We start from the raw sequence: 22,018 nt of genomic DNA, 5'->3' as shown, positions 1-22,018 counted from the left end.
CTCGTGCTTACTGCGACTTGAGCTGGATGGCCGGGGTGACCTGCATCGCGCGCCAGGCGGGCAGGAAGCCGGCAGCGATGCTGGCCAGCAGGGTCAGGCCGAGCGAGAGCAGCAGCATGCTGCCGTCCAGGTGGGCCAGCTTGGCGTAGTCCACCGGCTGCTGGCGTACCGCGTACAGGCCCAGCAGCGCCAGGCCGATACCGAGCACGCCACCGACCACGCCCACCGCACCCGCTTCGACCAGGCACTGCAGGAAGATCTGCCCGCGGCTGGCACCCAGTGCGCGACGCACACCGATTTCACCGCTGCGGCGCAGGAACTTGGCCAGCAGCAGGCCGACGGTGTTGACCAGACAGACACCGAGGAAACCCAGCGCCAGCCACATCTGCAGGCGCACGTCGCTGGGCACTGCGTTGTTGAAGGTCAGCCACTCCATCACGCTGCGCAGGCGCACGTTGGCAGGGCGTTCGAAACGGCCGGCAGCACGCTGCTGGTCCGAATAATTGACCAGGTAGCGGCGATAGTCTTCGACCTTGGACGGGTCAAGCTCCACCCAGTACTGGATCCAGGTGCACGGCGCGTTGATCGAATTGCTGTCGTCGTCGGGTGCGCCGTCGCGGAAGCAGTTCATGTTGCCGTTGCTGCCAAGCTTGAGGTCCATCGCGGTGGACAGCGGCATCATCAGGTCCTCTTCGCGGCCGTAGTTGCCGACGGTCAGGTCGAAGAAGTGCGGTTCCGGATTCCAGGCGTCCATCACGCCGATCACCCGCAGCGAATGGCCATCGGCACGGATCTCACGGCCGACACTGTCGGCACCCTGGAACAGCTTGTCGTTGATCACCTTGGACAGCACCACCACGCGTGCGCGACCGTCATCGTCGCTGGCTGTCCAGGCACGGCCATACAGCATCGGCACGTTGAACATCGGGAAGAAGTCGGCCGAGGTCCAGCGCGTGTCGATGTTGAACGGCTTCAACGTGCTGCCTTCCGGCTCGACGGTCACATCGCCGGCACTCATCATCGCCTGGCGTTCGCCACGTTTTTCGCGCAGCAGCGTCTCGGCATCGAAACGGGTCATCTGGGTTTCCGGCTCTTCGCCGGTCAGGTAACCCGAGCGCGGGCGCGGATCGACCTGCACGTAGAACAGGCGGTCGCTCTTGTCAGGGATCGGGTCGCCGGACAGCACATGGAACACGGTCAGGGTGGTCATCGAAGCACCGATGCCCAGCGCGATGGCTACCACCATCAGCGCGGTCAGTACCTTGTTGCGGCGGAAGCTGCGCACCGCCAGTCGGGCGTAGTAGGCGAACATGGTCGTGCCCTCACTCGTTGACGGCGACGATGCGACGTGGGGTAGCCAGCACCGGCTCGCGTACCAGGTCGGTGACCTGGCCGTCGACGATATGCACGTTGCGCTGCGCGCGCGCGGCCAGTTCCGGGTCGTGGGTGACCATCACGATGGTGGTGCCAGCGGCGTTGATCTCCTCCAGCAGTTCCATCACTCCGCGCGCCATCTGCGTGTCCAGGTTGCCGGTCGGTTCGTCGGCCAGCAGCAGGCGCGGGCTGCCGGCCAGGGCACGGGCAATTGCCGCGCGCTGCTGCTGGCCGCCTGAGAGTTCGTTCGGGTAGTGCTTCATGCGCGAGCCCAGGCCGACCTGGCTCAGTGCCTTTTCGATGCGCTCGCGGCGCTCGCCGGCGCTCATCTTGCGGTAGCGCAGCGGCACGTCCACGTTGTCGAACAGGTTGAGGTCCGGAATCAGGTTGAAGCCCTGGAAGATGAAGCCGATCTTCTGGTTGCGCAGGCGGCTGCGGGCATCATCGCCGAGCTTGCTGACGTCCTGGCCATCCAGCATGTAGGTGCCGCTGGTGAAGGTTTCCAGCAGGCCGGCGATGTTGAGGAAGGTGGTCTTGCCGGAGCCGGACGGACCGGTGACGGCGACGAACTCGCCTTCCTTGACCTGCAGTTCCAGTGAACGCAGCGCGTGGGTTTCCACCTGTTCGGTGCGGAAGACCTTGGCGACCGAACGCATTTCGAGCATGTACATGGGGTGTCCTCTCTCCAGGATGTATGAGTTGTCAGTTGACGGAGACGCGTTCGGCGTCCTTGAACAGGTCGCTGCCCGAGACCACGATGCGGTCCCCCGGCTGCACACCCGACTTGATTTCCACTTCGCCCAGGCTGCTGACGCCCAGTTCGATCGGACGGCGCACCGCGGTGCGGCCATCCATCACGTACGCCACGCCGTTGCCCTGCTCCACGAACGGGCCACGCTCGACCTTCATGACGTTCCTGCGGGTATCCAGCAGCACCCGCACCGACATCCGCTGGCTCTGGCGCAGGCCTTCCGGCTGGGCCGCGGCAAAGCGGACGCGCGCGTTGACCTCGCCATTGACCACTTCCGGCGACACTGCGCTGATCTCGCCCGGGAACGGCTGGCCGTTGCCGCCGGTCAGTTGCGCCGGCATGCCGATCGCCAGATCGCGCGCGAAGCTTTCCGGCACCTTGATCTCGACCTCGAACTTGGACAGGTCGACCACGCCCAGCACCGGCGCGTTGGCGGCCAGGTTGGTGGACTGCACAGCCTGCACCTGGCCGACCTGGCCGTCGAACGGTGCACGCAGGGTCAGTGCGTCCACCTGGCGCCGCACTTCGGCCACCACGGCCTTCTGGCGGTCGGCCAGCAAACGCTTGTTGCGTGCGTCCAGGTCCGCGCCCTGGCTCTGCAGGCGTGCATCGGTGGTGGCATTGGCCAGGCTGATGTCGGCCTTCTTCAGGGTGTCCTGGGCCTTGGCCAGATCGATCTGCGGCACCGCACCGCCATCGAAGCCGCGCTGGTAGCGCTGCAGGTCGCGGTCGGCGGCCTGGCGCTCGATGTTGGCCTGGTCGGTTTCCTTGCGCGACTTGGCACGGGCCAGGGTGGCATCCAGATTGGCGCGGCTGGCCTCGGCCTCCAGGCCGGCCAGGGTGGCCTCCTCCTGCGCCAGCTTGCTGCGCAGCTCGGGGCTGTCGATGATCGCCAGCTCCTGGCCCTTCTTGACCACATCGCCGGCCACTACTTTCAGGTCCACCGTGCCGGCGGAGATCGCATACAACACCGGGCTGTTGGCGGCGATCACGCGGCCGTCGGCGGCGATGTCGCGCACCAGGTCGCCGCGCTGCACTTCGGCCACGCGCACCCGGCTGCTGTCGAACGAGCGGCTGGCATTGGACCAGGCATGCACGGCCCAGCCGATGCCGGCGAGCAGGGCGATGCCAGCCAGCGCCGGCCAGCGGTAACGGTGCCATGCGGCCTTGGGAGCACTGGCCGAAGCGGAGGAAACGATCTGGTCCTGGGCGGAGGTGTCGCGGATCATCGGGTTCGTGCCTGTCGGTGGTGCCAGAGTGGTGCCCTAGACAAAGCACACAGCGTGCCAACTTTATTCCCTTTTCCATCAATGATTTGCAGAGGCGTCACTATTGTCCGGGTGTCCGCGGACACCTTTCCGGACACTTTCATTAAGCGGACAGGAGGGGGCTGGCGGACACGCAGGCTAGAATGCGGCGACCGTCTTCAAGGAAATGCGTGACATGTGTGGAATCGTGGGTGCGATCGCCGGGCGCGACGTGGTGCCGCTGCTGATCGAAGGACTGAAGCGACTGGAATACCGCGGTTACGATTCCTCCGGCATTGCGGTGATCGATCAGGCCGAACGGCCCGACGTGCGCCGCGTGCGCCGCACCGGTCGCGTCTCTGAAATGGCCACCGCTGCCGAGGCCGAAGGCTTCAATGCCAGCCTCGGCATCGGCCACACCCGTTGGGCCACCCATGGTGGTGTCACCGAGGCGAACGCCCATCCGCACATCAGCCATGGCGTGGCGCTGGTGCACAACGGCATCATCGAAAACCATGAAGAGCAGCGCGAGAAGCTGCGCGCGCTGGGCTATACCTTCGAGTCGCAGACCGACACCGAAGTGATCGCCCACCTGATCCACCATCATCTGAAGAATGGCGATGACCTGCTGGTCGCGCTGCAGCACACGGTGAAGGAGCTGACCGGTGCCTATGCACTGGCTGTTGTCAGCCGTGCCGAGCCGGAACGTTTCGTCTGCGCCCGCATGGGCTGCCCGCTGCTGGTCGGCCTGGGCGAGGGCGAGAACTTCGTGGCGTCCGATGTGTCGGCCGTGCTGTCGGCCACGCGCAAGGTGATCTTCCTTGAAGAGGGCGACACCGCCGAGATCCGCCGTGATGGGGTGAGCATCTTCGACGGCAACGATCAGCCGATCGAGCGCGATGTGCATCTCTCCGATGTCTCGCTGGCTTCGCTGGAACTGGGCCCGTACCGCCACTTCATGCAGAAGGAAATCCACGAGCAGCCGCGTGCACTGGGCGACACCATCGAAGCGGCCATCGACGCCGGTGGCTTCCCGGCCGAACTGTTCGGCAAGAATGCCGAAGCGGTGCTGTCGGGCATCGAAGGCGTGCAGATCCTCGCCTGTGGTACCAGTTACTACTCGGGCCTGACCGCGCGCTACTGGATCGAGGCCATCGCCGGCCTGCCGTGCAGCGTGGAGATCGCCAGCGAGTACCGCTATCGCGCCGCGTATGCCAATCCAAAGCATCTGATCGTGACCATTTCCCAGTCCGGCGAAACGCTGGATACGATGGAAGCGCTGAAGTACGCCAAGTCGCTGGGCCACAAGCACACGCTGTCGATCTGCAACGTGCCGGAAAGTGCGATTCCGCGCGCCAGCGAACTGGTCTGTTACACCCGCGCCGGCGCCGAGATCGGCGTGGCCTCGACCAAGGCTTTCACCACCCAGCTGGCCGCGCTGTTCCAGCTGACCGTGGTGCTGGGCAAGCTGCATGGCCGCGTTGATGCCGCACAGGAAGCGGACTACCTGGAGCAGCTGCGTTTCCTGCCGGGCAGTGTGCAGCATGCGTTGAACATGGAGCCGCAGATCGCCGCGTGGGCCGAGCGCTTCGCGCGCAAGAGCAGTGCGCTGTTCCTGGGCCGTGGCCTGCATTATCCGATCGCCCTGGAAGGCGCGCTGAAACTGAAGGAAATCTCGTACATCCACGCCGAGGCCTACCCGGCCGGCGAACTCAAGCACGGGCCGCTGGCGCTGGTGGACGAGGACATGCCGGTGGTGGTGATCGCGCCCAACGACAGCCTGCTGGAGAAGGTCAAATCCAACATGCAGGAAGTGCGTGCGCGTGGCGGCGAGCTGTTCGTGTTCGCCGACCAGGACAGCAATTTCAACGAGTCCGAAGGCGTGCACGTGATCCGCACCCCGCGCCATGCCGGCGTGCTCAGCCCGGTGGTGCACACCATCCCGGTGCAGCTGCTGGCGTACCACACCGCTTTGGCGCGCGGCACCGACGTGGACAAGCCGCGCAACCTGGCCAAGAGCGTGACGGTGGAGTAAGGCCGACTGGATTCGTTGGATGCTGCAAGCGAAGGGGGCCCACGTGGTCCCCTTTCGTTTGTGCTGGTGTTGACCGCAAGTGGGACAGCCGCCGGCTGTTCTGTCCACCGTCGGCAGAAGGCAGACAATCTTTAAGGTGCGATACCGCCTGCATTCAGCGCCGGTTTCAGCCCGGGTGCGATTCTCGGAAGTGTCGAAGGTTCCTACGACGTACTGTCCCATCGATGCCGCTAGTGACCGATGGACGCAGTCGTAGAATCAAGTTGACCGAGATCCGGGTTGAGCCGTTGAATCCGCCTCGTTCGCGTTGCAGCACCTAGCCCGCCTGCTGGCGAAATGCCAGATCCGGCAAAGTGCGCCAGACGTGCGCTGAAGGGTCTGTTCCCGGGGAGGGGGCGAATCGGCAGAGCACACTTTTTTGACTTGAGTGACCTGCACCAGGAAACAAGAATGAACGTCCGCGAGCTCCTGCAATCCAAGAAAGAAGCTGTCATCACCATCGACACGGAAGACACGATCGGTGCCGCCGCGCACAAGATGAGCGCGAATAAAATCGCCGCACTGGTAGTGATGAAGGATGATGCCCCGGTCGGCATCATTTCCGAAAAGGACATCGTCCGCAGCCTGGCCGATGATGGCCCGCAGGCCGGTCGCCGGGTGATTTCCAGCCTGCCGTCCACCGGCCTGGAAGGCATCGCGCCGGACGCCACGTTGAAGCAGGCCATGTCGCTGATGACCTACTCGCGTCGTCGCCACCTGATGGTCACCGATGGCAACCAGCTGGTCGGCATCCTCAGCCTGGGTGACATCGTGAAGAACCTGCTGGGTGAGCTGGAGCTGGAAAAGGCCGTGCTGCAGGACATCTACATGGCGGCCCACTGAGGCCTGCGCAGTGCGATGAGACGAAGCCGGGCATTGCCCGGCTTCTTCGTTGGTAGCGCCGGGCCATGCCCGGCGAGCGCGTAGCGCAGGAATCAGAAGCTGACCTTGACCGAATCGGCGCTGTAGTTCGCCGGGCCGTGGTAGACCACCTCGATGTTGTTGCCATCCGGATCGAGCACGAAGGCGCCGTAGTAGCCGGGATGGTAAGGGCGCTCGCCGGGCGCGCCGTTGTCCTTGCCACCCGCCGCCAGCGCAGCGCTGTGGAAGGCATCGACGGTGGCGGTATCGCGGGCCTGGAACGCCAGATGGTGGCGACCGGTCAACTGGCCGGCGGCGGCCTCGCTGCTGGCACTGGAAATGAACAGTTCGTCGGCCCAGAAGTAGTCATCGCCTTCACCGGCCACCGGGATGCCGATCGTGTCGAACACCGCCTGGTAGAAGCGGCGGCTGGCGGCCAGATCGCGCACGACCAGCTGGATGTGGTCGATCAGGCGGCCACGGTGCAGTTCCATCGTTTCCATACGAACCTCGCAAAAAAGGGGGCGGAGTCGGTAGCGCCGGGCCGTACCCGGCGAGCGCGCAGCGCGGCCTGCTCAAGGCCGCCGGGCATGGCCCGGCGCTACCGGAATTGTGCCCCTTTCTGGGTCAGGCGTTGGAGATGATCTCGACCCAGTAGCCGTCCGGGTCCTTGATGAAGGCGAGGTTCTTCATGCGGCCGTCGGTCAGGCGCTTCTGGAAGGTCACGCCCAGGTCTTCAAAGCGCTGGCAGGCCGCTTCGATGTCCGGCACCGACACGCAGATGTGGCCGAAGCCGCGCGGGTCGCTGTTGCCGTCGTGGTAGACCGCGCCGTCCTGGGTTTCGGTGCCATGGTTATGGGTCAGTTCCAGCACGCCCGGCAGGCCGGCCATCCACAGGCGGCGGGCGTCGTCATCTTCCGGCACCGTGGCGCCGGCCGGAACGTAGGCCAGGAAGTACAGGCTGAACTGGGCTTCGACGAAGTCGCGCTTGTCGATCAGCTGGTAGCCGAGCACGCGGGTGTAGAAGTCCAGCGAGGCGGCAGCGTCCTTGACCCGCAGCATGGTGTGGTTGAAGACGAAACCGGTGGTTTCGGCCGGGGCCTGGGCGGCGACGCCGGGGACATCGCGCAGGGCGGGAATGGTCATGGGGGAGGTCCTTCAGACAAGGCCGTTGCCGGCCGGATGGGTGCCATTCTACGGGGCGGCAGCTGACGGCACCGCGACGTACAATGGCCGGATCGCACCGTTCCGTCCTGATGACCATTGCCCGCCATGTCGCAGCGTGAATGGGTGGCCGCCGCCATCCGCAAGATCGAAGCCGATTTCAACCGTTCCGCCGATACCCACCTGATCCCGCTGGCCTTGCCCGGATTCGATGGCATCGAGGTGTACCTGAAGGATGAATCGAGCCATCCCACCGGCAGCCTCAAGCATCGGCTGGCGCGCTCGCTGTTCCTGTACGCGCTGGCCAACGGCTGGCTGCGCGAAGGGCGGCCGGTGATCGAGGCCTCCAGCGGCTCCACCGCCGTGTCCGAGGCCTACTTCGCCCGGCTGCTGGGCCTGCCGTTCATCGCGGTGATGCCGGCCACGACGTCGCCGGAGAAGATCGCGGCGATCGAGTTCCACGGCGGCCGCTGCCATCTGGTCGAGCGCGCCTGCGACCTCAACTGTGATTCGGAAAAGCTGGCCCGCGAAACCGGCGGCCACTTCATGGACCAGTTCACCTATGCCGAGCGCGCCACCGACTGGCGTGCCAACAACAACATCGCCGAATCCATCTTCAAGCAGATGGCCGAGGAGCCCAGCCCGATTCCGGACTGGATCGTGTGCAGCCCCGGCACCGGCGGTACCGCCGCAACGCTCGGGCGCTACGTCAGCTATCGCCGGCACGACACCCGCATCCTGTGTGCGGACCCGGAAGTCTCGGTGTTCTTCGACGGCTACCAGGCTGCCCTGGCCGGCGGCAACGAGTGGCGCGGCATGACCTGCAGCGGCGGCTCGCGGGTGGAAGGCATCGGCCGGCCGCGGGTGGAGTCGAGCTTCATCCCGACCAGTGTCGACGCCATGGTGAAGGTGCCCGACGCCTTGAGCCTGGCCGCGATGCGCCACGTCAGCCGCCAGCTGGGGCGCCGCGTCGGTGGCTCCACCGGTACCAATTTCATCGGCGTGCTGCAGGCCGCGCAGTGGATGCGCGAGGCGGGTCGCAAGGGCAGCATCGTCAGCATCCTGTGCGACAGCGGCGATCGCTATGCGCACAGCTATTACGACCCGGCTTGGTATGTGCGGCAGGGAATCGATGTGGAAACCGCCGATGCGCAGGTGGCGGCGGCAGCGGCCGGGCAGGGCCTGCCTGGGTTGCCGTGGTGCAGTCTGGAAGCGCTGTAAGCCCGTCAGGCATCCGCCGGGCATGGCCCGGCGCTACCAGGACAGGTCGGTAGCGCCGGGCCATGCCCGGCGAGCGCAGCGGCGCATTGGATCGCGCTCAATACCCCGCGGCCATGAAGGCATCCAGCACCGCATCGCGCAGGGCATCGGGCAGGGCCTCGATCTCCACGGCGCGGTCGTCCAGGTGCAGGCGCGGGTCCAGGCTGCTGGCCCGGCCCTGGGCCAGGGCCTGTAGCCACAGCAGCACGCAGATGACGAACTCGCGCTCGTGCCCTGACTGCACCTGGCTGGCGCCGCGTTCGATCACCTCGAACGGATACCACTCCTGCTCGTCGCTGAACCTGCCGCCCTGGTGTTGCAGTGCCTGCAGCTGCTGCAGGTGGCGCGGCGCATCGTCGCCCGCATCGCACAGTGCGGCGATCCAGGCCAGTTCGGTGGCGCTGGCCGACAGCGCCAGCGATGGTGAACGTACTGCGGATGGAGCTGGAGCCAGACCTTCCATGTGGGGCCTCCTCGACACGTTCCGCTGCGGTCTCCCCCGCGCCGCAAGCTTCAGCCGACGGCCGTAAGGCCGACGTGAACAATGGCCCGCCGCCCCTTGTCTGCCAGCCCGGCAAGCGCCATATCGATCTGGCTGCCCGCGCTGCCGGGCCCGTACCCTGGAGACCTGCCGTGACCGTTGCCAACCCCCTGCTCGATTTTTCCGGCCTGCCGCGCTTCGAGGCGATCCGCCCCGAGCATGTGGCGCCGGCGCTGGACGTGCTGCTGGCGCAGGCGGAGGCGGCGGTCAGCGCTGCCGAGCAGGTGCAGCCGGTCAGCTGGCAGGCCTTCGTTACCCCGCTGGACGATGCCACCGAACGCCTGTGGCGCGCCTGGGGCCTGGTCGGCCACCTGCAGGGCGTGGTCAACACCCCCGAGCTGCGCGAGGCGTACAACAGCAACCTGCCGCGGGTGACCCGATTCGCCAGTGCGCTGGGCCAGAACCTGGCGTTGTACCGCCAGTACCAGGCCCTGGCGGCCAGCACCGAGGCGGCCGGTTTCGACGAGGCGCGCCGCAAGGTACTGGAAAACACCCTGCGTGATTTCCGCCTGGGCGGTGCCGAACTGGATGCGGACGCGCAGCAGCGTTTCGCCGCCATCAAGGAAGAACTGTCGGCGCTGTCGGCGAAGTTCTCGCAGAACGTGCTCGATGCCACCGATGCGTGGTCGCTGATCGTCGAAGACCCGGCGCGCCTGGCTGGCGTGCCGGACGACGTGAAGGCTGCGGCACGCGCTGCTGCGGAGAAGGACGGCAAGACGGGCTGGAAGCTGACCCTGCAGATGCCGTGCTACCTGCCGGTGCAGACCTGGGGCGAGGACCGCGACCTGCGCGAGATCCTGTACCGTGCCAGCGCGCAACGCGCGTCCGAGTTCGGCGACGATGCGCTGGACAACGGCGGCAACATCGATCGCATCCTTGCACTGCGTGCCGAGTTGGCCGCGTTGCTGGGCTTTGATTCCTACGCCGACTATTCGGTAGCCACCAAGATGGCCAAGGACCCCGCCGAAGTGCTGGGCTTCCTGCGCGACCTCGCCGCACGCGCCAAGCCGTTCGCGGCCAAGGACCGTGCCGAGCTGGAGCAGTTCGCCCGCGAGCATCTCGGTATCGACAGCCTGCAGGCCTGGGATCTGGCGTTCGCCGCCGACCGGCTGAAGCAGGCGCGTTACAGCTATTCCGAGCAGGAAGTGAAGCAGTACTTCACCGAACCCAAGGTGCTGGGCGGCCTGTTCTCGGTGATCGAACAGCTGTACGGCCTGCGCGTGCAGGAAGACAGCGCGCCGGTTTGGCACGAGGACGTGCGCTTCTTCCGCCTGGTGGACGCGCAGGGCAATCTGGTGGGCCAGTTCTACCTGGACCTGTACGCCCGCGAAGGCAAGCGTGGCGGCGCGTGGATGGATGACTGCCGCAACCGCCGCGAGCATGCCGATGGCAGCGTGCAGACGCCGCTGGTGTACCTGGTGTGCAACTTCGGCCGTGGTGCCGACGGCAAGCCGGCGACCTTCAGCCACAATGAAGTGACCACGCTGTTCCATGAAATGGGCCATGGCCTGCATCAGCTGCTGACGCGCATCGGCGAACTGGGCGTGGCCGGCATCAACGGCGTGGAATGGGATGCGGTGGAGCTGCCGAGCCAGTTCATGGAGAACTTCTGCTGGGAATGGGACCACCTGCAGGGCATGACCGCGCATGTGGACAGCGGCGAGCCGCTGCCGCGCGCGCTGTACGAGCGCATGCTGGCCGCACGCAATTTCCACAGCGGCATGGCGACCGTGCGCCAGCTCGAATTCGGCCTGTTCGACATGCTGCTGCACAGTCAGTTCGAAGCAGCGCAGGACAGCGTGCTGGCACTGCTTGAGCGCGTGCGTGCGGAGGTGGCGGTGAACCATCCGCCGAGCTGGAATCGCTTCCCGCATCAGTTCAGCCACATCTTCGCCGGTGGTTATGCTGCCGGTTACTACAGCTACAAGTGGGCCGAAGTGCTGAGCGCCGATGCCTACGCCGCGTTCGAGGAAGCGCCGCAGGCGCTGGCTGCAACCGGCGCGCGTTTCCGCGACGAGGTGTTGTCACGCGGCGGCAGTCGTCCGGCCGCCGAGAACTTCAAGGCGTTCCGCGGCCGTGCGCCGCAGATCGATGCGCTGCTGCGGCATTCCGGCATGGCGTAAGTACGCTACCGTCATCCACGCATGGCGTGGATCTACTGGAAATCGATGCGTGATGCCTTGGTAGGTGCCAACCTTGGTTGGCACGGGAATCATGCCAACCAAGGTTGGCATCTACCGGGTGTCGTGGCCTGGGTTCACTCGGCGTAGATCATCTTCCGGGTCATGCCGCCGTCGACAATGAAATCCTGAGATGCTTCGGTAGGTGCCAACCTTGGTTGGCACGGGAACCATGCCAACCAAGGTTGGCATCTACCGGGTGTCGTGGCCTGGGTTCACTCGGCGTAGATCATCTTCCGGGTCATGCCGCCGTCGACGATGAAATCCTGACCGGTGCTGAAACCGGACAACGAGGACAGCAGGTACACCGCCAGCGCGCCGACATCTTCCGGTTGCCCCACCCGGCCCACCGGATGCTGGGCATGGTCAGTGGCTGAATACTGCGGCACGTGCCGGCGCGACGGTGCCTGCCAGGCATCGGTGCTGATCCAGCCGGGGCTGATGCTGTTCACCCGCACCGCCGGTCCGGCACTGATTGCCAGTGCATGGGTGAAGGCCACCAGCCCGCCCTTGGCCGCTGCGTAGGCTTCGCTGTGCGGCTCCGACTGCCAGGCGCGCGTCGAGGCGATGTTGATGATCGCGCCTGCATCGGCCGACAGCGCCGGCAGTGCATGCTTGCTGCACAGGAACGCACCATGCAGCGACGACAGGCGGCGCTGCCATTCTTCCCAGTCCATGTCCTGCAGCAGGGTGCCGTGCGGCCCGGCGATACCGGCATTGTTGACCAGGCCGTCAATGCGGCCGAAGCGTTGCAGGGCCACCGCGATGAAGTCGCGCACGCTGCTTTCGTCGGTGATGTCCAGCCGCTGGAACGCGGCATCATCGCCGCGCTGCCATTCGGCGAGGCAGGCCTGGCCCGCCTCCACATCCAGATCGCCGATCAGCACGCGGCCGCCGGCCCCGAGCACCGCCTGGGCGATGCCGCGGCCGATGCCATTGGCACCGCCGGTGACCAGCACGAGCCTGCCGTGCAGCGGCGCAACCGGCCAGGTGGCAATCGGCGGCACTGCGCTCATGACAGGTCTTCACCGCGCAGGCGACGGTGCCAGCCCTCAACACCGATCCGGTCCAGGGTCTGGATGTTGCGCTCGACGATCACATCAGGGTCCGGGTAGACATCCACCGCGCGTTCCACGCTGTCTTCGCGCAGCAGGTGCAGGGTGGGGAAGGGCGCGCGGTTGGTGTAGTTGCTGGCGTCATCGGCGGCAACGCCATCGAACTGGTAGTCCGGGTGGAAGCTGGCCACCTGCAGGATGCCCTGCAGGTCCAGCGCCTCGATCGCCGCATCGGCGTTGTCGAGGAAGTCGTTGTAGTCGAGGAAGTCGGTCAGCACCTGCGGGTGCACGATCAAGGTGGTATCGATCTGCTCGGCCGGCGTGTCGCGCAGCAGCACCAGTTCTTCGGCCAGTTCTTCCACCAGCGCTTCCGGTGTGGTCGCGTCGCTCAGCACGATGCGGACCTGGTCTTTCACGTACACCGCCTTGGCGAACGGGCACAGGTTCAGGCCGATGACGATGCGCTCCAGCCACAGGCGGGTGGCGGCGATCGGGTCATCGGTGGGCAGGGGGGTGTCGGTCATGGCGGGCGCATCGGCTGGCGTGGGTGGCCATTGTAGGCGTGCCGGTGCGGGGGGGCCGTTCACTGTGCAGGAACTGGACAACGGCGATGCTGGAAATTCCCATCGATTCAATCCCTTGCCGATATCACGCCAATGGCCGATTGCCGACGCAGCGGGCCAGGCGTGCAATGGCGGCACGACACAGGAGGACTTCACATGACTGCATCTTCCCCATGGCTGCCGGACGCACTCTGGTCAGGCGCCTTCTTCGATGGTCGATGGAGCGCTGCCGCGCAGCGCCAGCCGGTGATCGAGCCCGCCACCGGGCAGTCGCTTGGTGAGATCGGCCTGGCCGACGCGGCGCAGGTCGCGCGTTCTGCAGCCGCTGCGGCGCAGGCACAACAGGCATGGGCGGCGGCGCCTTACGAACAGCGCGCCGAGGTGCTGCGCAAGGCTGCACGCCTGGCCGAGGAAAACGTCGACACGCTGGTCGACTGGCTGGTCCGCGAAAGCGGCTCCACCCGCCTGAAGGCCGGGTTCGAGGCCAAGGTGACCATCAAGGCGCTGCATGAGGCCTCGGCGCTGCCGTCGCGCAGCGTAGGTGAGATCCTGCCGTCCGAGCCCGGCAGGCTGAATCTGGCGCGGCGTCGTCCCCTCGGCGTGGTTGGGGTGATCTCACCGTTCAATTTCCCGCTGTACCTGGCGATGCGCGCAGTGGCCCCGGCCATCGCTCTCGGCAATGCCGTGGTGCTCAAGCCGGACCCGCGCACGGCGGTGTGCGGTGGTGCGGTGATCGCACGCCTGTTCGAGCAGGCCGGTCTTCCGCAGGGTGTGCTGCACATGTTGCCCGGCGACGGCGCCGCTGGTGCCGCGCTGACCAGTGATCCGCATGTGGCGATGATCCCGTTCACCGGCTCGACGGCGGCGGGACGCAAGGTCGGCGAAGCCGCCGGCAAGCACCTGAAAAAAGTATCACTGGAGCTGGGTGGCAAGAACGCGCTGATCATCCTCGACGATGCCGATCTCGACCTGGCCGTGGCCAACACCGCCTGGGGCGTGTACCTGCACCAGGGTCAGATCTGCATGGCCACCGGCCGTGTGCTGGTACAGCGAAGCATCCATCAGGCGTTCCTGCAGAAGCTGGTGGCCAAGGCGAAGTCGCTGAAGGTGGGCGACCCGGCACGCGAGGACGTGGCGCTGGGGCCACTGATCAATGCCGCGCAACGCGACCATGCGGCGCGCGTGGTCGACGACGCAGTGAAGGCCGGTGCGTCCCTCGAAACCGGCGGCACCTACCAGGACTTGTTCTTCGCACCGACCGTGCTCGGCAACGTCAGTGCGGACAATCCGGCGTTCAACGAAGAGATCTTCGCACCGGTAGCGGTGGTGGTGCCGTTCGATGACGACGACGAAGCCGTGCGCCTGGCCAATGACAGCGAGTACGGCCTGTCGATGGCGATCGTCTCCAGCAATGTCGGCCGCGCGCTGAAGCTGGGCGAGCGCCTGCGTACCGGCCTGCTGCACATCAACGACCAGACCGTGAACGATGAGGTCATCAATCCCTTCGGCGGGGTAGGGGCGTCCGGTAACGGCACCAGCATCGGCGGCCCGGCCAACGTGGAGGAATTCACCCAGTGGCAATGGATGACGGTCAAGGGCGAAGCCCCGGCCTATCCCATCTGATCGAGGAGAACACAACGATGAGCAGCAACAGTGGATCGCGTGACATCACCGCCGCCGTGGTACGCGGCAAGGAACAGCCTTTTGTCATCGAGCAGGCGCGTCTGCGTGGCCCGCAGGACGATGAGGTACTGGTGAAGATCGTGGCGACCGGCCTGTGCCATACCGACCTGATCGTGCGTGACCAGTACTATCCGGTGCCGCTGCCGGCGGTGCTGGGCCATGAGGGCGCGGGCATCGTCGAGGCAGTCGGCCCCAACGTGCGTGAACTGAAGGCCGGCGACCACGTGGTGCTGACCTATGGCCAGTGCGGCCACTGCAATCCTTGCCGTGGTGGACATGGCGCGTACTGCCGCGATTTCTTCGCGCTGAACTTCGGTGGAGATGATGGCCACGGCCATACCGCAATCACCGATGCACAGGGCCAGCCGCTGCACGATCACTTCTTCGCACAGTCGTCGTTTGCCACGTTTGCGTTGGCGCGCGAGATCAACGCGATCAAGGTGCCTGACGATGCGCCGCTGGAGCTGCTCGGCCCGCTGGGCTGCGGCATCCAGACTGGTGCGGGGGCAGTGCTCAACTCGCTGCAGGTGCGATCGGGCAGCAGCTTCGCCAGCTATGGCGCCGGTGCGGTCGGCCTGAGCGCGGTGATGGCGGCCAAGGTCGCCGGTGCCACCACCATCATCGCCATCGACGTGGTGCCCTCGCGGTTGCAGCTGGCCATGGAGCTGGGTGCCACCCACGTGGTCAACAGCCGCGAGACCGATGTGATCGAGGCCGTGCGTGCGATCACCGGTGGCGGCGCCGATTTCGCGCTGGAATCCACTGGTCGTCCGGAAGTGCTGTCGGCCGGCATCGAAGCCTTGGCCGGGCTGGGCATGATGGGCGTGGTTGGTGCACCAAAATTGGGCACGACCGCCAGCTTCGATGTGAACAACCTGCTGCTGGGTGGTCGCAGCATCCGCGGCATCGTCGAGGGCGACAGCGTGCCGCAGGTGTTCATTCCGCAGCTGGTGACGCTGTACCAGCAGGGGCGCTTCCCGTTCGACAGGCTGGTGAAGTTCTATCCGCTGGAGCAGATCAACCAGGCGGCCGAGGACAGTACGCGGGGCATCACCCTGAAGCCGATTCTGCGGATCGCGGCGTGAGGTGAGGGTTTGCAGGGCTGCGCCCTGCACCTGCCGAAGCAACGGCAACAGCAACGTCAAAAGCGGGCATTCCGTGGGATGGCGGGGTGGGTCCGGTTGCGGGGGACGCCGTAAATACGTCCCTGTAGGCTTGGCCGCGGCATCCATGCCGCAGACACCCCCGCAACCGGACCCACCCTGCCTTCGACAGGTTCCCGCTGCTGTTGGTAGGTGTCGACCTTGGTCGACACATGAATCCGTGACGGAGACGGAAACGCACTTTCTCGGCATGGCGCGTCGTGGAAGTAGATCCACGCCAAGCGTGGATGAACGCCTGACGGAAACGGAAACGCTCCGTTGTCGGGACGTAACGCTGGCGTGGCGTGCGCGGGTGTACTCTGCGTGCATGATGGCCACGACAGTCGGGCAACAGCAATTGGTGGCGGCGCGTGCCGCCTTTGCCGAGGGCGACGTGCAGTCGCTGGCGATGCTGCCCTTGCCGTTGCAGCAGTCCTGGCAGCGTTCGCATGCGGCCGGTGTGCGCCCCGACCAGGAGCCGTACTACCCGCCATTGCAGGGCAACGGCCACCACCTGGAATCCCGCGACGATCGTCGCCTGGCACGTTGCGTGCAGCCCGAGCTGGAGCAGTTGTGGTCCGCGTTCGGTGCGCGGGGATGGACGATGTTCTGCGCCAACCGCGAGGGCATGGTGATCGTGCATCGCGCCCATGGCCTGGAAGATGCGCCGCTGCTGCGGCCGATCCAGGTGGGACGGCGGCTGGGCGAGGCCGAGATCGGCACCACCGCGCCTGCGGTCAGCCTGGCCGACGACCTGCCCGCCCTGGTACGCGGCAACGAACACTATCTGCAGCGGTTCGCCCCCGTGTTCTGCCTGAGTGAGCCTGCAGGGGCAGGTCTGCGGTGCGATCGACATCACCGGGTTGGGGGAGCGCGATCCGGCATTGCTGCAGGGCTATTTCCGGCAGGCGGCGCTGGCCATCGAGAACCGCTTGATGCACACGCTCAGCGATGTGCACCTGCTGGCGGTGCAGCATGATCCGCGCTGGCTGGCATCACCGCTGCAGGGCCTGTTGGCGGTGCAGGAAGACGGCCAGTTGCTTGCCGCCAACCGCGTCGCCCGGCGTCTGCTCGGACTGCCACGGCGCGGGCCGTTGCCGTTGCTTTCGCTGGACACGTTGTTTGCCGGTGCCAGCGCCGCACAGCGACGCCGACTGCTGCAGCCTGGTCCTGCGCATCGGGTGCGGCTGGGCGAGGGCAGTGCGGTCCATCTGCAGCATCTTCAGGCACCGCGCGCTGCAGGGGCGCGTTCGCCGACTACCGCCGCGGCGCCCGTGCAGGCGGCGCCACTGCGTGACCAGCAGCGCGATGCAGCGCGACGCGCCGCACGTGCTGCCGACGGCAACCTCAGCCTCGCTGCACGCCAGCTCGGAATCTCGCGGACAACGCTGTACAGACTGCTGCGCGAGTGAGGCCGGCGATCGGAGCCGGCGCTACACCCAGGCGTCGATCAATCGCGGAAGTTGTTGAACTGCAGCGGCAGCTCGAACTTGCCGGCCTTCAGCACGGCGATGGCGTCCTGCAGGTCGTCGCGCTTCTTGCCCATCACCCGCAGCTTGTCGCCGTTGATCTGGGTTTCCACCTTCAGCTTGGCTTCCTTCAGTGCCGCGGCGATTTTCTTGGCAATCTTCTGCTCGATGCCCTGCTTGACGGTGATCTTCTGCCGGGCCTGGGCAAGGTTGGTTTCCACGTCGCCATATTCCAGGCTGAGCACGTCGATGCTGCGGGCGGCCAGGCGTGCGCGCAGGATGTCGTTCATCTGCTTGAGCTGGAACTCGCTCGGCGCGGACTGGGTGATCACTTCACCCTCGCGCTCGAACCTGGCGTCCACGCCCTTGAAGTCGAAGCGGGTGGCAAGCTCGCGGTTGGCCTGGTCGAGCGCATTGGTCAGTTCGTGGGTGTCGACTTCGGACACAACGTCGAAGGAAGGCATGGGCGTTACTCCGCAGAAATCAGTGGCGCTCATTCTATCGCGTGGGCCTGGGTGCCCGCGTTCTGTAGCCGGGCCCATGCCGTGGCTGTCGCTTTTCTGTAGAGCCGAGCCCATGCTCGGCTGCGTTGTGAAGAGCAGCCGAGCATGGGCTCGGCTCTACAATCCGGCGCGGTCGGTGATAATGGGCCATGAACCTGCAACGCTCCCCTTCGCGCGCCGTGGCCTGGATGGTCGCTGCTGTCGCCTGTTTCTCGCTGATGGACGCCGGCATGAAGCAGCTTTCGGCCAGCTATCCCTCGCTGGAGGTGACCTTCCTGCGGGGTGTGGCGTCGCTGCCCTTCGTGCTGGTCTGGGTACTGGCCAGTGCCGGGCCACGCTCGCTCATTCCGCGCCGCTGGGGCCTGCACCTGCTGCGCGGCGGGCTGGGCATGGCGATGATCGGCTGCTTCGTGTTCGCCCTGCGCGACCTGCCGCTGTCCACCGCCTACACCATCTATTTCGTCGCGCCGCTGCTGATTGCCGCCTTGTCGGTGCCGCTGCTGGGCGAGCGGGTCGGGCCGCGGCGCTGGGTCGCCATCGGCATCGGCCTGGTCGGCGTGCTGGTGGTGCTGCGGCCGGGCGTGGGCGGTTTCATCTCGGTGCCGGGCCTGATGGTGCTGGCCGCTGCCACCGCCTATGCCATCGCCGCGATCACCGTCAGCCTGCTGACCCGCACCGATACCTCGCAGTCGATGGTGGTCTGGTTCCTGGTCATCATGGCCATCGGCGCCGGGCTGCTGGCGATCCCCGGCTGGGTGCCGCTGCAGATGGCGCATGCGCCGTTGATCGCCGGCATGGGCCTGGCCGGAGCGCTGGGCCAGATCGCGCTGACCAAGGCCTTCCAGCTGGGCGAGGCCTCGATGATCGCGCCGCTGGAGTACAGCGGCCTGGTCTGGGTGATCGGCTGGGACCTGGCCTTCTGGGGGCAGCTGCCGGACGGCTACACCTGGGCGGGCGCGGCGATCATTGTCGCCTCGGGCCTGTACCTGCTGCACCGCGAACGGGTGAACCGGCAGGAGCCGCCGAAACCGTTGGACCATCCCTGAACCGGTGTGGCCGGGGAATGGGTCAGATCCCTGCCCTGCAGGGTCTCTGACCCCGGCCAATGCGCCGGTGCGGGCGCCTTAGAACCAAAAGGAATAACATTCTGGCCCATGGCGCGGGCGCGCGAGCGCCGGCGCTGGTAGGCTGCACGCCCCCTTCCATCGCCCTCCCGGTGAGCTGATCCCGTGATCGAGTTCCAGCGCCTGCACAAATCCTATGCCGTTGCCGGCCGCGCGGTCAGCGCGCTGCAGCCGCTGGACCTGACCATCGAGGCCGGTGAGGTGTTCGGCATCATCGGCCATTCCGGTGCGGGCAAATCGACGCTGATCCGCATGATCAACCGCCTGGAAGAGCCCAGCGGTGGCCGTCTGCTGATCGCCGGTGAAGATGTCACGGCACTGGAGCCGCAGGGCCTGCGCGCGCTGCGCCGCCGGATCGGCATGATCTTCCAGCACTTCAACCTGCTGTCCTCGCGCACGGTGGCCGGCAACGTCGCCTTCCCGCTGGAACTGGCCGGAACACCGAAGGCCGAGATCGAAGCGCGCGTCGCCGAACTGCTGCAGACCGTCGGCCTGCAGGCGCATGCGGACAAGTATCCGGCGCAGCTGTCGGGCGGGCAGAAGCAGCGTGTGGGCATCGCCCGGGCACTGGCCACCCGCCCGCAGATCCTGCTGTGCGATGAGGCCACCAGCGCGCTCGATCCGCAGACCACCGCCTCGGTGCTGGCGCTGCTGTCGAAGATCAACCGCGAACTGGGCCTGACCATCGTCCTGATCACCCACGAGATGGACGTGATCCGTCGCGTCTGCGACCGCGTGGCCGTGCTTGACGCCGGCCAGCTGGTCGAGACCGGCCCGGTGACCAAGGTGTTCCTGCATCCGCAGCACCCGACCACCCGCCGTTTCGTCAGCGAATCGGAGCACGTGGACGAAGGCACGCTGCACCGCGATTTCGACGCGGTCGGTGGCCGTGTCGTGCGCCTGACCTTCCTCGGCGCTGACACCTACGAACCCCTGCTCGGCAGTGTCGCGCGGCAGACCGGGGTCGACTACAACATCCTGTCCGGCCGTATCGACCGGATCAAGGACACCCCGTATGGCCAGCTGATCGTCGCCCTGGTGGGCGGTGACCAGTCCGCCGCGCAGGCCGCGTTCGTGGCCGCCGGCGTGCACGTTGAGGAACTGCGTCGATGATCATCGCCACCGCCGGCGGCTTCTTCCGCCACCTGGACGCCGACAAATGGGTGGATATCGGCAAGGCCACCATCGAGACGCTGCTGATGATGGCCGGCTCGCTGCCGCTGACCCTGGCCATCGGCCTGCCGATGGGCGTGCTGCTGTATGTGTTCGGCGCGCCGCAGATGAAGCGCCGGCCGCTGGCCTATGGCGTGCTCGCGCTGGTGGTGAACCTGCTGCGTTCGGTGCCCTTCATCATCCTGATGGTGGTGCTGATTCCAGTGTCGCTGTGGTTGATGGGCCAGTCGATCGGCGTGCTCGGCACGCTGCCGGCGTTGGTGATCGGCGCGGCGCCGTTCTACGCGCGCCTGGTCGAGACTGCGCTGCGCGAAGTGGACCGTGGCGTGGTCGAGGCCGCGCAGTCGATGGGCGCCACCACCTGGCAGCTGGTTACCCGGGTGCTGCTGCCTGAGGCCCGGCCGGGCCTGATCGCTGCAGCCACGGTCACCACCGTCGCCCTGGTCGGCTTCACCGCCATGGGCGGTGCGATCGGTTCGGGTGGCCTCGGCGACCTGGCACTGCGCGAAGGCTACCAGCGCAACCGCACCGACGTGGCCCTGGTCACCGTGGTGGTGCTGCTGATCCTGGTGCAGCTGCTGCAGATGCTGGGCGACCGCCTGGTCGCGCATTACAGCCGCAAATAACAGAATGCCGGGCGGCGCCCAGCATCGTTCAGGTAGTGCCGGCCACTGGCCGGCAATCTCATGAACGCGGGAAGCACCGTGCAGTTGCCGGCCAGCGGCCGGCCCCACCACCGTGCGATCAACGCACGTTCGGTACTTCGTAGCCCAGCTTGCCGACCTGATCGGCGTGCTGCGGCACGCGCTTGAGCTTGTCGGTGTTCACCCCGTACTCGTCGCGCAGGCGTTCGGCCAGGTCCTTGTACAGCGCCTTGTCCATGTCAGGCGTACGCGAGAAGATCCAGGCCATCTCGCGGCCCGGGTAGCCGATCAGCGCCCAGGAATAGTCCGGCGCCACTTCCAGCACCCGCGAATGGGTCGGCACGACCCGGTAGAACCAGGTGCGCCAGCCGTGGTTGCCACTGTCCGGATCGACACTGGCACGCGCGCGGATTTCCTGCAGCGGCTCGCCGAAGCCATCGCGGTAGCGATAGGTGATGGCAACCTTGTGGTCCTCGCGCAGCTCGTACTGGTTGACGCTGGTGACGTGGCCGCGTTCGATGAAGTTCGGCACACGGCCGATCACGTACCAGGTGCCCATGAAGCGCTGCAGGTCGATCGTCCCGTCTGCAGAGGCTTCCGCGGCGCTGTTGCGGGACGACGGTGGGGAATTGGCAGCCACTGCCGGACCGCCCAGGGACAGGGCCAGCAACACAGCGCAGAGCGGGCGGATCGAGGTCATGCGGGAGCGGGCTCCAGTGGGCTTGCCCGCGCATGGTCACTGTGTGCACGCCATCCGTCAATGGTGTCGCAGCCGGTGAGAAGCCCCGCAGCCAAGCTGGCCTGCATCGACCACCGGAGAATCCGCATGCGCACACGTCCCCGCCACCGCCTTCCAGCTGAACGCGTCAGCGAACGCAGCGATCCACGCCTGCTGCGGGTGGTGCCGCAGCTCGCCTTGGCCGGGCTGGCCGTGGTCCTGGTGTGGCCGGCCGCGCGCGGCAGCAGTGTCTGGCTGGGTTGGTTGCCGCTGTGGCTGGTCGGCATGCCGTTGGCTGCCTGGTGGGCCCTGCTGCGCTGCCCGTTGCCCACGCGGGCAGCGCTGCGCTGGTTGCGGCGCGACACTGGGCAGGCCCGGCGTCGCTCCCAGCCACGTACGCGCAAGGCGCACACCGCCACGGCCTGACCTTCGACACGGGGGCGGCCCCGGTGATCCATGCTAGCGTTCCACGGCTAATGACTGCCTGGAGCT

General features: G+C 66.5%; 22 protein-coding genes. 12 read left to right on the top strand and 10 right to left on the bottom strand.

Annotated features, from left to right (window positions below):
• Positions 1 to 7: 7 nt before the first annotated feature.
• From GIW57_RS08865 to GIW57_RS08855, 3 genes are read right to left on the bottom strand one after another with little or no spacing between them, the layout of a single operon-like run.
• A complete protein-coding gene (locus tag GIW57_RS08865) occupies positions 8 to 1,312 on the bottom strand; it encodes an ABC transporter permease (protein ID WP_100462374.1) in 1,305 nt (434 codons plus the stop codon).
• A 10-nt stretch (positions 1,313 to 1,322) separates the two neighbouring features.
• Entirely contained in the window at positions 1,323 to 2,045 is a 723-nt protein-coding gene (locus tag GIW57_RS08860; protein WP_032976565.1) for an ABC transporter ATP-binding protein, read from the bottom strand.
• Positions 2,046 to 2,076: 31 nt separating this feature from the next.
• Positions 2,077 to 3,354, bottom strand: coding sequence for an efflux RND transporter periplasmic adaptor subunit (locus GIW57_RS08855; protein ID WP_100462377.1), 1,278 nt, complete (start codon positions 3,352 to 3,354; stop codon positions 2,077 to 2,079).
• Positions 3,355 to 3,568: 214 nt separating this feature from the next.
• Here GIW57_RS08855 and glmS point away from each other — a divergent pair, with 214 nt between their 5' ends.
• Both glmS and GIW57_RS08845 read left to right on the top strand, forming a co-directional pair.
• On the top strand, positions 3,569 to 5,407 hold the full coding sequence (gene glmS / locus GIW57_RS08850; RefSeq protein ID WP_099820586.1) for a glutamine--fructose-6-phosphate transaminase (isomerizing): 1,839 nt from the start codon (positions 3,569 to 3,571) through the stop codon (positions 5,405 to 5,407).
• Between the two features lie 450 nt (positions 5,408 to 5,857).
• A complete protein-coding gene (locus GIW57_RS08845; RefSeq protein ID WP_049467102.1) occupies positions 5,858 to 6,289 on the top strand; it encodes a CBS domain-containing protein in 432 nt (143 codons plus the stop codon).
• A gap of 92 nt (positions 6,290 to 6,381) precedes the next feature.
• Here the strand turns inward: GIW57_RS08845 and GIW57_RS08840 are convergent, their stop codons facing one another.
• Complete coding sequence (locus GIW57_RS08840) at positions 6,382 to 6,810, bottom strand: VOC family protein (protein WP_025877330.1); 429 nt, start codon at positions 6,808 to 6,810, stop codon at positions 6,382 to 6,384.
• Positions 6,811 to 6,934: 124 nt separating this feature from the next.
• The gene (gene gloA, locus GIW57_RS08835; protein ID WP_236510086.1) at positions 6,935 to 7,453 is read right to left on the bottom strand and encodes a lactoylglutathione lyase; all 519 of its coding nucleotides are present in this window, start codon (positions 7,451 to 7,453) and stop codon (positions 6,935 to 6,937) included.
• A 126-nt stretch (positions 7,454 to 7,579) separates the two neighbouring features.
• On the opposite strand from gloA, the gene GIW57_RS08830 reads away from it, so the two are divergent.
• Entirely contained in the window at positions 7,580 to 8,692 is a 1,113-nt protein-coding gene (locus GIW57_RS08830; RefSeq protein WP_236510083.1) for a PLP-dependent cysteine synthase family protein, read from the top strand.
• Between the two features lie 97 nt (positions 8,693 to 8,789).
• Here GIW57_RS08830 and GIW57_RS08825 read toward each other — a convergent pair whose 3' ends face one another.
• Positions 8,790 to 9,194 carry a hypothetical protein gene (locus tag GIW57_RS08825; RefSeq protein ID WP_236510081.1) on the bottom strand — a complete coding sequence of 135 codons (405 nt, stop codon included), beginning with the start codon at positions 9,192 to 9,194 and terminating at the stop codon, positions 8,790 to 8,792.
• 170 nt (positions 9,195 to 9,364) lie between these two features.
• On the opposite strand from GIW57_RS08825, the gene GIW57_RS08820 reads away from it, so the two are divergent.
• On the top strand, positions 9,365 to 11,395 hold the full coding sequence (locus GIW57_RS08820) for a M3 family metallopeptidase (protein WP_236510078.1): 2,031 nt from the start codon (positions 9,365 to 9,367) through the stop codon (positions 11,393 to 11,395).
• Positions 11,396 to 11,667: 272 nt separating this feature from the next.
• Here the strand turns inward: GIW57_RS08820 and GIW57_RS08815 are convergent, their stop codons facing one another.
• Together GIW57_RS08815 and GIW57_RS08810 are read right to left on the bottom strand one after the other, a co-directional pair.
• Positions 11,668 to 12,468, bottom strand: a complete 801-nt coding sequence (locus GIW57_RS08815) for an SDR family oxidoreductase (protein WP_236510075.1) — start codon at positions 12,466 to 12,468, stop codon at positions 11,668 to 11,670.
• Positions 12,465 to 13,031 (bottom strand): DUF1415 domain-containing protein, encoded by a 567-nt coding sequence (locus GIW57_RS08810; RefSeq protein ID WP_236510072.1) that lies wholly within the window; start codon positions 13,029 to 13,031, stop codon positions 12,465 to 12,467. Before GIW57_RS08810 ends, GIW57_RS08815 begins: the two co-directional genes overlap by 4 nt.
• Before the next feature lie 195 nt (positions 13,032 to 13,226).
• Here GIW57_RS08810 and GIW57_RS08805 point away from each other — a divergent pair, with 195 nt between their 5' ends.
• The 4 genes from GIW57_RS08805 (at position 13,227) to GIW57_RS08790 (ending at position 17,307) form a co-directional block, all read left to right on the top strand.
• A complete protein-coding gene (locus GIW57_RS08805; protein WP_236510070.1) occupies positions 13,227 to 14,693 on the top strand; it encodes a benzaldehyde dehydrogenase in 1,467 nt (488 codons plus the stop codon).
• A 17-nt stretch (positions 14,694 to 14,710) separates the two neighbouring features.
• Positions 14,711 to 15,838, top strand: coding sequence for an NAD(P)-dependent alcohol dehydrogenase (locus GIW57_RS08800; RefSeq protein WP_108266658.1), 1,128 nt, complete (start codon positions 14,711 to 14,713; stop codon positions 15,836 to 15,838).
• A 385-nt stretch (positions 15,839 to 16,223) separates the two neighbouring features.
• A complete protein-coding gene (locus GIW57_RS08795; RefSeq protein ID WP_236510067.1) occupies positions 16,224 to 16,874 on the top strand; it encodes a hypothetical protein in 651 nt (216 codons plus the stop codon).
• The gene (locus GIW57_RS08790; RefSeq protein WP_236510064.1) at positions 16,831 to 17,307 is read left to right on the top strand and encodes a helix-turn-helix domain-containing protein; all 477 of its coding nucleotides are present in this window, start codon (positions 16,831 to 16,833) and stop codon (positions 17,305 to 17,307) included. The genes GIW57_RS08795 and GIW57_RS08790 overlap by 44 nt, the downstream gene beginning before the upstream one ends.
• 38 nt (positions 17,308 to 17,345) lie before the next feature.
• On the opposite strand, the gene GIW57_RS08785 is transcribed toward GIW57_RS08790, so the two are convergent.
• Positions 17,346 to 17,828, bottom strand: a complete 483-nt coding sequence (locus tag GIW57_RS08785; protein WP_089236993.1) for a YajQ family cyclic di-GMP-binding protein — start codon at positions 17,826 to 17,828, stop codon at positions 17,346 to 17,348.
• A gap of 188 nt (positions 17,829 to 18,016) precedes the next feature.
• Between GIW57_RS08785 and GIW57_RS08780 the strand changes: the two genes are divergently transcribed.
• From GIW57_RS08780 to GIW57_RS08770, 3 genes are all read left to right on the top strand, one after another.
• Positions 18,017 to 18,913 (top strand): DMT family transporter, encoded by an 897-nt coding sequence (locus GIW57_RS08780; RefSeq protein ID WP_089236991.1) that lies wholly within the window; start codon positions 18,017 to 18,019, stop codon positions 18,911 to 18,913.
• A 183-nt stretch (positions 18,914 to 19,096) separates the two neighbouring features.
• Complete coding sequence (locus tag GIW57_RS08775) at positions 19,097 to 20,104, top strand: methionine ABC transporter ATP-binding protein (protein WP_100462400.1); 1,008 nt, start codon at positions 19,097 to 19,099, stop codon at positions 20,102 to 20,104.
• Positions 20,101 to 20,790, top strand: coding sequence for a methionine ABC transporter permease (locus GIW57_RS08770; RefSeq protein ID WP_099820602.1), 690 nt, complete (start codon positions 20,101 to 20,103; stop codon positions 20,788 to 20,790). The genes GIW57_RS08775 and GIW57_RS08770 overlap by 4 nt, the downstream gene beginning before the upstream one ends.
• A 118-nt stretch (positions 20,791 to 20,908) precedes the next feature.
• Here the strand turns inward: GIW57_RS08770 and GIW57_RS08765 are convergent, their stop codons facing one another.
• Positions 20,909 to 21,508 carry a lipocalin family protein gene (locus GIW57_RS08765; protein ID WP_100462402.1) on the bottom strand — a complete coding sequence of 200 codons (600 nt, stop codon included), beginning with the start codon at positions 21,506 to 21,508 and terminating at the stop codon, positions 20,909 to 20,911.
• A 126-nt stretch (positions 21,509 to 21,634) separates the two neighbouring features.
• Between GIW57_RS08765 and GIW57_RS08760 the strand changes: the two genes are divergently transcribed.
• The gene (locus GIW57_RS08760; RefSeq protein ID WP_100462404.1) at positions 21,635 to 21,952 is read left to right on the top strand and encodes a hypothetical protein; all 318 of its coding nucleotides are present in this window, start codon (positions 21,635 to 21,637) and stop codon (positions 21,950 to 21,952) included.
• Positions 21,953 to 22,018 lie beyond the last annotated feature (66 nt).

Source organism: Stenotrophomonas sp. PA-6-5C (assembly GCF_021605635.1).
Classification (GTDB): Bacteria; Pseudomonadota; Gammaproteobacteria; order Xanthomonadales; family Xanthomonadaceae; genus Stenotrophomonas; species Stenotrophomonas lactitubi.
The sequence above is the reverse complement of the archived record's forward strand: the minus strand, read 5'-3'. Positions and strand labels throughout refer to the sequence as shown.